Origin of the sequence: Cryobacterium sp. Hz7, assembly GCF_004402815.1 — a bacterium.
GTDB classification, from domain to species: domain Bacteria; phylum Actinomycetota; class Actinomycetes; order Actinomycetales; family Microbacteriaceae; genus Cryobacterium; species Cryobacterium sandaracinum.
Window position 1 is genome coordinate 113,389 of sequence record NZ_SOFB01000053.1, and the last position, 12,944, is coordinate 126,332.

A 12,944-nucleotide genomic window follows, 5' to 3' on the forward strand; every position below is an offset into this window, starting at 1 on the left:
TCCCCCTAGACCTGGGTGCGGTTCGATCGCCCGGCGGCGAACCGCGACAGTGCCCCGGTGCGGGCGAGGCCACGCATGGCCAGCCAGGACAGCAGTCCGGCCACGACAATGCCGGAGACGATCGAGGAGGCGGTGTAGATGGTGATGAAGGGAACGGCCGATCCGGGGTACCAGAGCAACAGGTCGTTGACGGCGAGGGCAAGGCCGGCACCCGCGCCGGCGAGCAGGGCCACGACGAGGCGGTAGTTGGCGTAGAAGAACAGCGCGAAGACCAGCTCCGCGCCGAGACCCTGCACCAGGCCGGAGACCAGGATGGTGGCTCCCCAGGCGGTGCCGCCGACCAGAGTCGACACGACCGCCGCCAGCAGCTCGGTGTAGAGCGCGGCGCCGGGTTTGCGGATGATGAGGCCGCCGAGCACGCCGGCGAACAGCCATCCGCCGCCCAGGAGAGCCTGCAGGCCCGGCAGCAGCGGGGTGAGCAGGCCGCTGAGCGGGTTGTACGCCTGGTTCCAGACGACGAAGATGAGCCCGCTGGCCACGCCGATGACACTGGCGATGACGATGTCGACGACCCGCCACCGGAAGTTACGCGGCTGGCGGGACGTGGTGGAGGTGAGAAGAGTTGTTGTAGCGTGCACTGGTCGTGCCCTTTCCGTAGATGGTTCCAGGGCACGGGAACGAGAAAATTTGCCTCCCTGCGCTGGCATGATCCAGATCAGGTTCGACGGTCGAAGCTTCAGAAGCTTCCTCTCAGCCCGGTTGACCGGACTCCCGTGTTCGATTCAAGTATAGACCTCGGCCTAGACTCGCGGGATGGAGTCCTCGCCTCGCCCCCGCATCACTGTCGGGCGCGAATGACGTTCACCGTTCCCCTGATCCTCGCCGGGCTGTTGCTTCTGTTGCTGCGCCACTTCATTTTGCGGCGACGACGGATGCGACGCGGGCTACCCGTGCGCGGACCCTGGCACATCCCCCGCAGCTGGCGGGAAGGGCCGGGCTCCCGCCAGCGGCTGGGACGCTGGCGGTGTAGCTGGCGCGGGCGGCGTTGACCGCCCGAACGCGGTACGCTCGACGTGGTGTGTCGGGAAGTCTGGTCGACAGCAATGTCCGTGTGCCACAAAATCCTGATTGACTGAGGCTCGTCCATGCCGAAACCATCACCTCTTCCTCCCACCCCGAAACTTAACGTCTTTCGCCGCAGCAGCTATCCCGAGTACCTGCACGTCTCGACGATCCTGCGCAAAGAGACCGTGGGCGGCGCTCTCCTGCTGGTGGCGACGGTTCTCGCGCTGACCCTGGCCAACACCGGGGCCTCCGATTTCTACTATGCGGTGCGGGACTTTCAGATCGGCTACGAGCCGTGGCACCTCAATCTGAGCCTCGGCGCGTGGGCCGCCGACGGACTCCTGGCGATCTTCTTCTTCATTGCCGGGCTCGAACTCAAGCGTGAGTTCGTCGCCGGCGATCTGCGCACCTTCAGCCGCGCGGTCGTCCCGGTCGCCGCGGCCGTCGGCGGCGTCATCGTTCCGGCTGTGATCTTCACCGCCATCGTGTTCAGCTCGGGGCCGGAAATGTTACGAGGCTGGGCCATCCCCACCGCCACCGACATCGCTTTCGCCGTGGCCGTGCTCGCCGTGATCGGCTCCAAACTGCCCAGCGCTCTGCGCATCTTCCTGCTGACCCTGGCCGTGGTCGACGACCTGCTCGCCATCGCCATCATCGCCTTCTTCTATTCCGGCGACCTCCAGCCTGTTCTGCTGCTGCTCGCCATCGTGCCGCTGAGCCTCTTCGCCTTTCTGGCGCATACGCACTCCTATCTGTTCGGCACCACCAGGTGGGCCGCGGGCGCCGTTCTGCTGCCGCTCGGCCTCGCCACCTGGGTTCTCGTGCACGGCTCCGGCATCCACGCCACGGTGGCCGGAGTGCTGCTCGGCTTCGCCGTGCCCGTGCTGCGCAGCCGACGTGGCGGCGGACCCGACGCCGGCCCGGGCCTGGCGCAGAACCTCGAGCACCGCATCCGCCCGCTCTCGGCCGGTTTCGCCGTGCCGGTGTTCGCGTTCTTCTCCGCCGGGGTCACGATCGGCGGCGTGTCAGGCCTGACAACGGCCCTCACCGACCCGGTCGCGATCGGAATCGTCGTAGCCCTGGTGGTGGGCAAGCCGGTTGGCATCATGCTCGCCACCTGGCTGGTCACCAAGACCACCCGGGGCGCCCTTGACCCGGACCTGGCCTGGGTGGATGTGATCGGCGTCGCCATGCTCGCCGGTGTCGGCTTCACGGTGTCGCTGCTGATCAGCGAGCTGGCTTTCGGGCAGGGTAGTCCGCACGACGAACACGCCAAGGTGGCTATCCTGACCGGTTCGCTGCTGGCGGCACTACTCGCGACCGTGGTGCTGCGGAGCCGCAACCGGCACTACGGGCGCATCGCCGCCAAAGAGGCGCTCGACGCCGACAACGACGGCGTCCCAGACGTGTTCGGGGCCGATCCGGCTCGCGACGAGCGGTTCGGCGGGCACTGACAGGGCCGGAGCGCACCCAGCCGCCCAACTCCCTCAGCCGGAGTGTCTGCTGGTCGTCACGGGCGGAACGCCGTGCCCGGCACCGAACCAATTCGACGGAGATTCATCGATCAACACCCGTTTTTGAGCCCAAATGCGCTGTTCAGGGCACAATCTCCGTCGAATTCGTTCGGGACGGATGTGCCGCAGGTCCGCGGACTCGAAAGACGCGGCGGTTAGAGCCTACGTTCATCCACCGCGTCGCTGTCCGCGGGAAAACGCGCGTCGGAATCGGGAACAAGCGCAACGGAGCCCGCGATCCGCGAACCCCCCTCAACCTCGGCCATGGAGACTCACTCATCGAGCTGGCCGGCGGGCACTGCTAGCGCCGGAGCGCAGTCAGCAGCCCGACATCCTCAGTCGGAGTGGCGGGGCGACCGGGCGGCTGGGAGCCTTCGCTGCTAGCGTTTGAGGGCGCGGACGACGCGGGAGATCGCCTTGCCGGCCACCCAGAGGAACGGGATGCCGACCGCGAGCAACGAGATGACGTTGGGCTCGAAGCGCACCGTCGTGCCCGATTTGACGTAGGCGCCGATCGGCAGGGATGCCCCGCCGCCCCCGCCGCCGGACCCGCTGCCGGTGGCGGCGGAGTCACCCTCGCCACCGCCGAAGCCGTAGTAGACGAGAGCAACGGGAATCAGGGTGACGCCGTCCACCTGGACCGGATCACCGTAGGCCGACCTGACGCCGGCGGTACGAGAGATATCTGCGAGCTTCTCTGGAAGGCTAGTCATGGATTCAGGCTACCCCCTGTCTGGTTTGCGGTTGCCTGATCAGAGTGGGCCTGATCAGGGTGTGTCCGGATCCAGCAGCGACGCCGGGCGCACCGTGCCGCGCCCGAACCTTGCGGTGACCGAGTCCACGGCCCGTTCGGCTCCCCGCCAGTCGTCGTCGGGGTCCCAGAGACCGGTGCCAGTGCCGTCGCCACCGCTGAGCTGCTCAACGCGCACGCCGATGAGGCGCACCCGGATGCCGGAGGCCGCCAGAGCCTCGAAGCTGGCAGCCACCTCCTCGTAGATCCGGCGTCCGACGCTGGTCGGTTCCGACAGGGTGCGGGAGCGGGTGACGGTGCTGAAGTCGGTGTAGCGCACCTTGAGCACCACGCAGCGGCCGACGAGGCCTGCGCGGCGCAGCCGGGCAGCCACCGCAACGGACTGCCGCAGCAGTTCGCTACGGAGCCGGGCGACATCCGTCACGTCGTATTCGAAGGTGACCTCGTGGCCGACACTTTTCTCCTCGTGCTCCACCGTGACCACCCGAGGGTCCCTCCCCCAGGCAAGCTCGTGCAGCTTGCGGCCCGACGCGTCGCCCACGCACTTCTGCAGCACCGCGAGCGGGGTGCGGGCGAGGTCACCGATCTGACGCAGGCCCTGCCCGAGAAGCGCCTGCTCGGTCGTGGCGCCGACCCCCCACAGGGTGCCGACGGGCAACGGATGCAGGAATGCGAGGGTCTCGTCGGCGGGGATCACGAGCAGGCCGTCGGGTTTCGCCCGGCCCGACGCCATCTTGGCGACGAACTTCGTGCTCGCCGCGCCGACCGAGCAGGTGAGCCCGGTTTCGGCCTTGACCCGGGCCCGGATCTTCGCGCCGATCTCGGCCGGGGTGCCGTGCAGGCGCCGGGCACCCGCCACGTCGAGGAAGGCCTCGTCGATGCCCAGCTGCTCGACCAGCGGCGTGAACTCTTCGAAGATGCGCATCACCCGGTCGGAGTATTCCTTGTACCGCCCCATGTGCGGTTCGAGCACCACCGCCTCCGGGCAGCGCCGCAGGGCGAGCGCCATGGGCATGGCCGAATTGACGCCGTAGCGCCGGGCCACGTAGTTCGCCGCCGTGACCACCGAGCGCCCGGACCGGTGCCCCACGATCACCGGGCGGTGCACCAGTTCGGGGTGATCGAGAAGTTCGACTGACGCGAAGAACGCGTCCAGGTCGATGTGGAGCAGGGTCGCGGTGCTGTCGTCGACCGCGCCTGTCGAGACCGTGCGATCGCTGCCGTCCTGCCTGCTCATGCGTCCTGCCTGCTCATGCGTCCTGCCTGCTCATGGAGAGACCCTAGCCCGGACCGGCGACAGGCCGCGACCGATTCCGCGACGGGAGAACGTAAACAGCGCCGGGGCGGAATGCACGGTGACGGAATGCACGGTGACTGATGCCGGTTGTAGCGTTGCAGGGGCATCCGTTCCACCCGTTCTACCGAGGGAGTCCCATGACGCATGACTGGCTTGCGCTGCAGAAAAAGGCCGCCGAGGAGTTCGGGGCCCGCGTCGACATGATCACCGACTGGGCCGCCGCCACACCGGACACCGAGTGGACCGTGACCGAGTTGGTGCGCCACGTGGTGCTGGAACAGCAGTGGGTCCCCGCGCTGCTGCGCGGCCTTTCGGTGCTCGACGCCCGGCGCTCACTCACCCCGCTGGGCCCGGACCTCGCGAAGGAATGGGCCATCTATTCGGCGCTGGCGGCCGCAGCCTGGGCAACGACCCCGGCCGACGCACCGGTGACCCTGTCGTATGACACGGTGGCGGCATCCGACTACCTGCGCGAGCAGGTCTCCGACGTCACGATCCATTCCTGGGACTTGGCGCGGGCAACGGCCGCCGAAGAGTCCCTCGACCCGGCCCTGATCGAGGCGGTCTGGACGGTTTTCGAGCCCCAGCGGGACACCCTCGAGGCCAGCGGCCTCTTCGCCTCCCCGATACCATCCGACGAGAACGCGCCGCTGCAGACGCGGCTGCTCGCCCTGACCGGCCGGGATCCGCGCCGGCCGTAGCCCGCGGGCTGCACCTGCCAGGCGTGGGGCTAACGGCTCTCCTTTTCCGAGCCGGTAATGCGTTGGGCGATGTAGATCGAAACGATCGACACCAGCACCAGCACCAGCACCACGGCGATGACGTTGACGATCGGTGCCTGGCTGGGGCGAAACAGGTTGTCCAGAATCCAGATCGGCAGGGTCTTGATGCCCGCCCCCGCGGTGAAGGTCGTCACCGTCTGGTAGAGCGAACCGGAGCACGGTGATGATGTTATCGAGCGTCCAGGACCGTGTGGTGGTGCCCGTGAAGCTGTCGACCGTCCACAGAGAGGTGATCAGCGGGGCGGCGAGGGCAACGAGGGCAACGAGGGCGACGATGTAGATCAGGCCGAGCCAGAGCAGAGGGGTGGACAGCATCAGCGTCAGGCGAAGCCGCGGATGCCGGCTCAGCGTGATCGAATCCCGCCGGGCGAGCGTGTCCCGGTGCGGCGGCACCGGCATCCGTTGCCCCGGCGTCGCCGTGTCACCCGTCATGATTCCTCCGATTCGGCTCGGCCGGATGGGGATGCCGCGCTAACCCTTGATCTCCTGCCAGGCGGTCGTCCAGTCGGAGTAGTCGGTGCACTTCACATCGGTGCGGCCGTCGAGGCAGTCCTCAATGGGAGTGGACCAGTACCAGATCTACGCCGCGTACTCCTCGTCGCCGGCGTGGGAGATCTCGCACTGGTCGGGGTTCACCGTGAAGTCGCAGGCGCTCTCGTTGCCGCCCAGCCCGGAGCACCCGTCGCGGCCGTAGTCACTTACTTCGGAGATTGTCGCAACACGCCGCCCAGACCGGCGTTTCCCCAAAAATCTCCGTAATACCGTGAGGACGGATGCGGGTGGCGCGCCCCATCACGGATGCCCGAAGCAGGCCCCGCAGCGAGCACCACTCCTCCTCCGCAATATGAGTTTGATCGGGTTATCCACAGGGCGCTGACGGTCGCCGACCTGGGGCATCGAATGTCAGTGGGTACCCGTAACGTCTCCCTCATGAAGCCCATATATAGCGAGCAGTCCGAGACCCGGTGGAGCTTCGTGCCCCTGCCCGGCAGAACCCTGCAGTGGACCTCACCGACCGGGCGCACCCTCCTCAGCGAACCGGCCACGAACATCCGTGCACCGGAAAAAGGGCCGAATAGGAGCCGACCGTGCGGCAGGCGCACACGAAGCAACCGGCGCCGTTCTGAGCGGAATTGCGGCCACCTCAAGCACGGCGGCTCGGGAGCAGCGTTAGGCGATCGAGGTTCCGAAGAGAAGACCCAGCAGATAGGTGACGCCGGCGGCACCGAAACCGATGATGAGCTGACGGATGGCGCGCCGCCAGGGCGGCCCGCCCGAGAGCAGCCCGACGATGGCGCCAGTGGCCAGCAGGGCGAGCCCCACGAGCACGGCTGCCGCGATGACCGCGGTGATCCCGTCGAGGCCGAACAGATACGGCAGCACCGGCAGGATCGCCCCGGAGGCGAAGAAGCAGAAGCTCGACGTGGCCGCTCCGATTCCCGTGCCGATGGCTTCGTGCTCGTCGACCGCCGGAGCCAGGCCGCCGGTCTTCTTGACGTCGACCGGGCCGGTCGCGATGGCCACCGTGCGCAGAACCTCGCGTGCATGGATCTCCGCTTTCTCCGGGGGCATCCCCTGCGCGCGATAGACCAGGGTCAGTTCGTTCGCAGCCAAATCGAGATGGGCCAGCACAGTCCGGGAGGCCGGATTCGGCGTTGAGGCTTCGAGCAGCTCACGCTGGGACCGTACCGAAACATATTCGCCGGCACCCATCGAGAGTGCCCCGGCGAGAAGACCGGCGATACCGGTGAAGAGGATCGTGGCGGCGGGCACTCCGGTGGCGCCGATGCCCAGCACCAGGGCCAGGTTGCTGACGAGGCCGTCGTTGATCCCGAAGACCGCGGCTCTGAACGTGCCAGCCAGCCGCTGCCGGCCGCGAGCGGCCAGCCCACGCACGACCTCCTCGTGGATGCGCTCGTCGGCGGCCATGGTGTCTGTGGCGTCGGTATCGGCGTCATACGGGGAGCGGGCCTCGGCACGCTGGGCGAGGGCAAGCACGAAAACCGATCCGAACCTGCGGGCCAGGAACCCCAGGAAACGGGTGCGGATCGCGCCCCGGTGTGGGGCTCCGACCTGGTCACCGAGAAGGTGCCGCCAGTGCTGTTCGTGGCGCCCCTCGGCGTCGGCCAGAGCCAGCAGGATCTCGCGCTCCTCGCCGCTACGGCGTCCGGCGAGGTCGCGGTACACCGTCGCTTCGGCCCGTTCGTCTGCCAGGTAGCGGCGCCAGCGACGGATGTCCCGCGCGGTGGCCGGGCGCTTCTGCTCCACGACGGTTACGCCTCGGGGGCGGCTTCGAGCGAGCTCTGCGCCACCCGAGCCGACGCGTGCGGGCCAGAACCGTCGAGACCGTAGAAGGGTTCGTCGAATTCCACGATCCATACGGTTTCCCGTCCGGAAACGGGGGCGTACAGGGCCGCGCCCTGGAGTTCTCCGGCCGCCACAATCACTCCGCTCGGGTCTTCGGCGTCGGCGTCCGGATACCGACCACGGTCCAAGCGCACCACGACCTGCGCTCCCACACCGAGGGCACCCGGCTGGGAACCGGGGTACCCGTCGGCGGCAGGTTGGCGCGTGTTCCCGAGGCCCATTACTCGGCCGCTCCGGCACGCTCGAGCACGAGCTCGCGCACGCGCGCGGCATCCGCTTGTCCGCGCATGGCCTTCATAACGGCGCCGATCACGGCTCCGGCCGCCTGAACCTTGCCGTCGCGGATCTTGGCCAGAACATCGGGCTGGGCGGCCAGAGCCTCATCGATCGCCGCGATCAGCGCGCCATCGTCCGAGACGACCGCGAGACCGCGGGACTCGACGACCTCGAGCGGAGTGCCCTCGCCGCCGATGACGCCCTCGAGCACCTGCCGGGCCAGGCGGTCGGTGAGCGTTCCGGCCACGACGAGTTCGATCAGTGCGGCGACCTGCGCCGGCTGCACAAGCGAGTCGGCGGACACACCGGAGGCGTTCGCAAGGCGGGCAACCTCGCCGGTCCACCACTTGCGGGCGGCCTGGGCTGCGGCGCCGGCTGCGATGGTTGCCTCGACGACGTCGAGGAGGTCGGAGTTGACGACATCCTGAAATTCGAGGTTGGCGAAGCCCCATTCGGCCTGAAGCCGCTTGCGGCGGGCGGCCGGAGGCTCCGGCAGGGTGGCGCGGAGTTCTTCCACCCATTCCCGCGACGGGGCCACGGGAACGAGGTCGGGCTCCGGGAAGTACCGGTAGTCGTCGGCGTCGGACTTGGGCCGGCCGGCCGAAGTGATGCCGGTTTCCTCATGCCAGTGCCGGGTCTCCTGAGTGATGGTTCCACCGGCGTGCAGCAGGGCCGCCTGACGCTGGATCTCGTACCGCACGGCCCGCTCGACCGAACGCAGCGAGTTCACGTTCTTGGTCTCGGTGCGCGTACCGAGCACATTCGAGCCGCGCGGGCGCAGGGACACGTTCGCGTCGCAACGCACGTTGCCCTCTTCCATCCGGGCGTTGGAGACGCCGAGCGCTTTCACGATCTCGCGGATGGCGGCAACGTAGGTGCGGCCGATCTCGGGTGAGTCCGCCTCACCGCCCTCGATCATCTGGGTGACGATCTCGACCAGCGGCACTCCGCCGCGGTTGTAGTCGACCAGCGAGTAGTCGGCACCCTGGATGCGACCGGTCGCCCCACCCACGTGGGTGAGCTTGCCGGCGTCGTCCTCCATGTGGGCGCGCTCGATGTCGACCGTGACCAGGCGTCCGCTTTCGAGTTCGATCGTGAGCTGACCGTTGAACGCGATCGGCTCGTCGTACTGCGAAGTCTGGAAGTTCTTCGCGGTGTCCGGATAGAAGTAGTTCTTGCGGGCGAACCGCGAGTACTCCGCGATCTCACAGCCGAGGGCGAGCCCTAAACGGATGCTCGATTCGATGGCCTTCGCGTTCACCTGCGGCAGCCCTCCGGGCAGACCCAGGCAGGTGGGGCAGGTGTTGGTGTTGGCACCCTGGCCGAATTCGTTCGCGCAGCCGCAGAACATCTTTGTTTTGGTGTTGAGCTCGACGTGCACCTCAAAGCCGAGCACCGGCTCGAACAGCTCCAGGGCCTTGTCGTAGTCCATCAGTTCGGCCTTCTTCATCAGACGGCTCCCTCTGTGCTCGTGAACGCTGTGCTTGTGGCTGTGCCGGCGAACATTTCTCTCCGCGCCAGTTCCGGCGCCCGGCTGAGGAGGGTGTGCCCCCAGGATGCTTCGAGCAGCGCCTCGACGGCGGCTCCGAAGCTGTAGAGACGAGCATCCATTTTCGCGGGCGCCATGATCTGAAGGCCGACCGGCAGGCCGTCCTCGGGCGCGAGTCCCATCGGCAGGCTCATGCCGGGGACCCCGGCAAGGTTGGCCGGGATCGTGGTGACGTCGTTGAGGTACATGGCCATCGGGTCGGCCATCTTCTCGCCGAACTTGAACGCGGTGGTCGGCGCACTCGGCGACACCAGCACGTCAACCTTCGAGAAGGCCGCGTCGAAGTCGCGCTGGATCAGCGTGCGCACCTTCTGCGCACTGCCGTAGTAGGCGTCGTAGTAGCCGGCACTGAGGGCGTAGGTGCCGAGAATGATGCGGCGCTTGACCTCGGGGCCGAAGCCGGCGTCGCGCGTGGCCGCCATGACCCGTTCGCTGGTCAGCGGGCCGTCTTCCGGGTTGACCCGGATGCCGAAGCGCACCGAGTCGAAGCGCGCCAGGTTGCTCGACGCTTCCGCCGGGAGGATCAGATAGTAGGCAGCGATCGCATACTCGAAGCTGGGGGCGGAAATCTCGACGATCTCGGCGCCCGCCGCGGAAAGCAACGTGAGGGTCTCGGTGAAGCGCTGCGCAACTCCGGCCTGAAATCCGTCGCCGCTCAGCTCCTTGATCACGCCGACCCGCACCCCCGTGAGCGCCCCGTCGGCGAGGCCGGCGCGTGCGGCGGCCGCCATCGAGGGCCAGGTGTCCGTGAGCGACGTCGAGTCGAGCGGGTCGTGCCCGCCGATCACGTCGTGCAGCAGGGCGGCGTCGAGCACCGTGCGGGTCACCGGGCCGACCTGATCGAGCGAGGATGCGAGAGCGATCGAGCCGTAGCGGGACACACCGCCGTAGGTGGGCTTGACGCCGACCGAGCCGGTGACGGCGGCCGGCTGGCGGATCGAGCCGCCGGTGTCGCTGCCGAGCGCCAGCGGCGCCTCGAAGGAGCTGACCGCGGCCGCGGAGCCACCGCCGGAGCCGCCGGGGATCCGGTCGTAGTCCCACGGGTTGTGCGTCGGGCCGTAGGCGGAGAATTCGGTCGACGAGCCCATCGCGAACTCGTCCATGTTGGTCTTGCCGAGCAAAATCAGCCCGGCGTCGCGCACGCGCCTGACCACGGTGGCGTCGTACGGGGGGATCCAGCCCTCGAGGATCTTGGAACCGGCGGTCGAGGGCATGTCGATGGTGGCGAGCACGTCCTTGATGGCGATCGGAACCCCGGCGAGCGGCCCGAGCACCTCGCCGGCGGCACGCCGGGCGTCGACGCGGGCTGCGGCGGCGAGCGCGGCCTCGCCGGCCACGTGGAGGAACGCGTGCACACCGGTGTCGACGGCCGCGATCTGGTCCAGGTGAGCCTGGGTCACCTCGACGGAGCTGATGGACCGTTCGACAAGCAGACCCGAGAGGTCGGCGGCGGACAGCTTGATCACGTTGGTCATGGATTACTCCTCGTCCAGGATTGCGGGCACGCGGAACTTGTCGCCGTCCCGGTCGGGAGCCCCGGAGAGCGCCTGTTTGACCGTGAGCGAGGGGACCACCGTGTCGGCGCGGAAGACATTGGTCAGCGGCATCGGGTGGCTCGTCGCCGGCACATCCGGCGTGGCCACTTCGGCTACCTTCGCGACCGAGTCAACGATCTGACCGAGTTCAGTCGTGAGGCGGGCGATCTCCTCCGAGCTGAGGTCGATCCGCGCAAGGTTGGCCAAATGGGCAACCTGCTCGGCCGTGATTTCAGACATGTTGCTCCGTACGATCGTCGAGGGTGGATTCCCCAATTCTATTCGGAGCCGTCGGTGACAAGATCCGCGTTGCCGGTTCCGATCAACGCCATGTTGTGCAGGGACTCGCTTCCAACGTCGAAGTAGGCGTTGTGGCCGACCGATCCGTTCAGCCAGGAGCCGGTGATCCGATCGTTCCCGCCGGACACGCCGAGGGTGTTCGCGCCGTACGACTCCGCACCGGGATCGCTGCCGAAGAAAGCGCTGTTCACGGTCGGGTCCCAGTCGGCGCTGCCCACATAGACACTGCCCGGCGCGACGCTCAGGCTGTCGACGGACTGCACCTGGCTGCCCGGGGACCCCACCAGCACCAGGGCGTCCACCCCGAACGTGCCGCGGGCCAGCGCCGTGAGCGCCACAGTCGACCCGTACGAGTGCGCGAGCACCGAAACGAAGGGCCGACGCGTGCCTCGGTCGGCCGCGATGCCCAGAGCCGACTGCTCCAGGAAGTCGGCGCCGACCTCCGCGAGGCCCGTCCCGCCCACGGTGAACACAGTGGGGGCCTCGTAGCCGATCCAGGCGATCGTGGCGACGCCGGCGGCGCGGATGCCGCCGGTCAGGGCGTGCCCGGACGGCGCCCCCCCGCGCAGCACCGCGATCTGTTCCGTGTACACGGCGTCTGCGGTGTCGGCCCAGTTGACGATCTGCTGCTCGACGGTGTAGTTCATGCCGGGTACCAGATAGGTGACGAACGCGGCGGTGTCCGGGTTGCCGAGGGCGATCGCGGCACGCCCGCCGCCTGCGGGGTCGAGGAGGATCAAGGAACGGCGCGGGGCGCCGTCGGGGGTGCTCAGTGCCGCCTTGACCTGGGTCAGGACGGCGAGTTCTCGGTTGAGCAGCGTGCGCTCGCTGTCGTCGGTCGCGTCGGCCAGCCGCTGGGTGACGTCGGCCAGGCTCTGCGTGAGGTAGCGGGCGTTGGCCCTGCCCCGCTCCCGGAAGGGGACACCCTCCAGGTTGCCCACGAGCTTGGGTGCGGCAGCCAGCAGCGACGACCGCTCGGAGGCGCCGAGTTCCGTCCAGAGGCCGGCCACCGCGGAGGCTGCGGGCGGCGCCGTCAACAGGGCATCGACCTGGCCGGGGGACTGCTCCACGAACGCGGCCATGTCGGCCACGGAGAGGGTGGACAGCCCGGCCAGCAGGTTGGCTCCGGTCAGTCCCCGCACGGATTCGACGGTGGCGACCGTGGCGGACTTCGGCACGGATGCGATCGGCTGGGCGGACACCCGCGGGTCGCCGGCGCCGGGCCCCGCGACCGAGGTGCCGGTGCGCGCCGACAGGTTCAGCCACAACGGTTCCGCCGCGGCGGGTTCGGCGCCCCGGTTCGGCACCGGCTGGCCCTGGACTGTGGTGCTGAGAGCGTGCGCGCCAGAGGTCTCACTGACTCCATTGAGAGCCAGGGAGAGCGTTAGAACCGCCGCTTCTAACAGCAAACCTGGGCACGTCCCCTCACGAACACCGAGTAGCAAAACAACCCGGCCCCTAACAGACAAGCATTGCGTCTCCAGACTACTGAAACGGATGGTGCGGCC

Annotated in this window: 14 protein-coding genes and 1 riboswitch; of the genes, 4 read left to right on the top strand and 10 right to left on the bottom strand. The window is 68.3% G+C overall.

Annotated elements, in window-relative coordinates; translation table 11 throughout:
* Positions 1-5: 5 nt before the first annotated feature.
* Positions 6-638 carry an ECF transporter S component gene (locus tag E3N86_RS13180; protein ID WP_104103251.1) on the bottom strand — a complete coding sequence of 211 codons (633 nt, stop codon included), beginning with the start codon at positions 636-638 and terminating at the stop codon, positions 6-8.
* A 37-nt stretch (positions 639-675) separates the two neighbouring features.
* A riboswitch (TPP riboswitch) is annotated at positions 676-785 on the bottom strand.
* A 360-nt stretch (positions 786-1,145) separates the two neighbouring features.
* Here E3N86_RS13180 and nhaA point away from each other — a divergent pair.
* Positions 1,146-2,519, top strand: a complete 1,374-nt coding sequence (gene nhaA, locus E3N86_RS13185; protein WP_104103249.1) for a Na+/H+ antiporter NhaA — start codon at positions 1,146-1,148, stop codon at positions 2,517-2,519.
* A 440-nt stretch (positions 2,520-2,959) separates the two neighbouring features.
* On the opposite strand, the gene E3N86_RS13190 is transcribed toward nhaA, so the two are convergent.
* Together E3N86_RS13190 and E3N86_RS13195 are read right to left on the bottom strand one after the other, a co-directional pair.
* A complete protein-coding gene (locus tag E3N86_RS13190) occupies positions 2,960-3,292 on the bottom strand; it encodes a hypothetical protein (RefSeq protein WP_134343105.1) in 333 nt (110 codons plus the stop codon).
* 54 nt (positions 3,293-3,346) lie between these two features.
* Entirely contained in the window at positions 3,347-4,567 is a 1,221-nt protein-coding gene (locus E3N86_RS13195; protein WP_134343104.1) for a DNA polymerase IV, read from the bottom strand.
* Between the two features lie 197 nt (positions 4,568-4,764).
* Between E3N86_RS13195 and E3N86_RS13200 the strand changes: the two genes are divergently transcribed.
* Positions 4,765-5,328, top strand: coding sequence for a TIGR03086 family metal-binding protein (locus E3N86_RS13200; RefSeq protein ID WP_134374228.1), 564 nt, complete (start codon positions 4,765-4,767; stop codon positions 5,326-5,328).
* Positions 5,329-5,357: 29 nt separating this feature from the next.
* Here the strand turns inward: E3N86_RS13200 and E3N86_RS13205 are convergent, their stop codons facing one another.
* Positions 5,358-5,543 carry a hypothetical protein gene (locus E3N86_RS13205; RefSeq protein WP_241973149.1) on the bottom strand — a complete coding sequence of 62 codons (186 nt, stop codon included), beginning with the start codon at positions 5,541-5,543 and terminating at the stop codon, positions 5,358-5,360.
* A 170-nt stretch (positions 5,544-5,713) separates the two neighbouring features.
* On the opposite strand from E3N86_RS13205, the gene E3N86_RS16905 reads away from it, so the two are divergent.
* Entirely contained in the window at positions 5,714-5,884 is a 171-nt protein-coding gene (locus E3N86_RS16905; protein ID WP_166785091.1) for a hypothetical protein, read from the top strand.
* An 81-nt stretch (positions 5,885-5,965) separates the two neighbouring features.
* Entirely contained in the window at positions 5,966-6,103 is a 138-nt protein-coding gene (locus E3N86_RS16910) for a hypothetical protein (protein WP_166785092.1), read from the top strand.
* A 476-nt stretch (positions 6,104-6,579) separates the two neighbouring features.
* On the opposite strand, the gene E3N86_RS13215 is transcribed toward E3N86_RS16910, so the two are convergent.
* The 6 genes from E3N86_RS13215 to E3N86_RS13235 form a co-directional block, all read right to left on the bottom strand.
* Complete coding sequence (locus E3N86_RS13215) at positions 6,580-7,596, bottom strand: VIT1/CCC1 transporter family protein (RefSeq protein ID WP_370295523.1); 1,017 nt, start codon at positions 7,594-7,596, stop codon at positions 6,580-6,582.
* 86 nt (positions 7,597-7,682) lie between these two features.
* The gene (locus E3N86_RS16915) at positions 7,683-7,997 is read right to left on the bottom strand and encodes a hypothetical protein (protein ID WP_134400921.1); all 315 of its coding nucleotides are present in this window, start codon (positions 7,995-7,997) and stop codon (positions 7,683-7,685) included.
* Positions 7,997-9,502 carry an Asp-tRNA(Asn)/Glu-tRNA(Gln) amidotransferase subunit GatB gene (gene gatB, locus E3N86_RS13220; protein WP_134512116.1) on the bottom strand — a complete coding sequence of 502 codons (1,506 nt, stop codon included), beginning with the start codon at positions 9,500-9,502 and terminating at the stop codon, positions 7,997-7,999. Before gatB ends, E3N86_RS16915 begins: the two co-directional genes overlap by 1 nt.
* Positions 9,502-11,076, bottom strand: coding sequence for an Asp-tRNA(Asn)/Glu-tRNA(Gln) amidotransferase subunit GatA (gatA, locus tag E3N86_RS13225; RefSeq protein WP_104103234.1), 1,575 nt, complete (start codon positions 11,074-11,076; stop codon positions 9,502-9,504). The genes gatB and gatA overlap by 1 nt, the downstream gene beginning before the upstream one ends.
* Positions 11,077-11,079: 3 nt before the next feature.
* Positions 11,080-11,376 carry an Asp-tRNA(Asn)/Glu-tRNA(Gln) amidotransferase subunit GatC gene (gatC, locus tag E3N86_RS13230; RefSeq protein ID WP_166785093.1) on the bottom strand — a complete coding sequence of 99 codons (297 nt, stop codon included), beginning with the start codon at positions 11,374-11,376 and terminating at the stop codon, positions 11,080-11,082.
* A gap of 38 nt (positions 11,377-11,414) precedes the next feature.
* The gene (locus E3N86_RS13235) at positions 11,415-12,743 is read right to left on the bottom strand and encodes an alpha/beta hydrolase (protein WP_134512117.1); all 1,329 of its coding nucleotides are present in this window, start codon (positions 12,741-12,743) and stop codon (positions 11,415-11,417) included.
* Between the last annotated feature and the right edge of the window lie 201 nt (positions 12,744-12,944).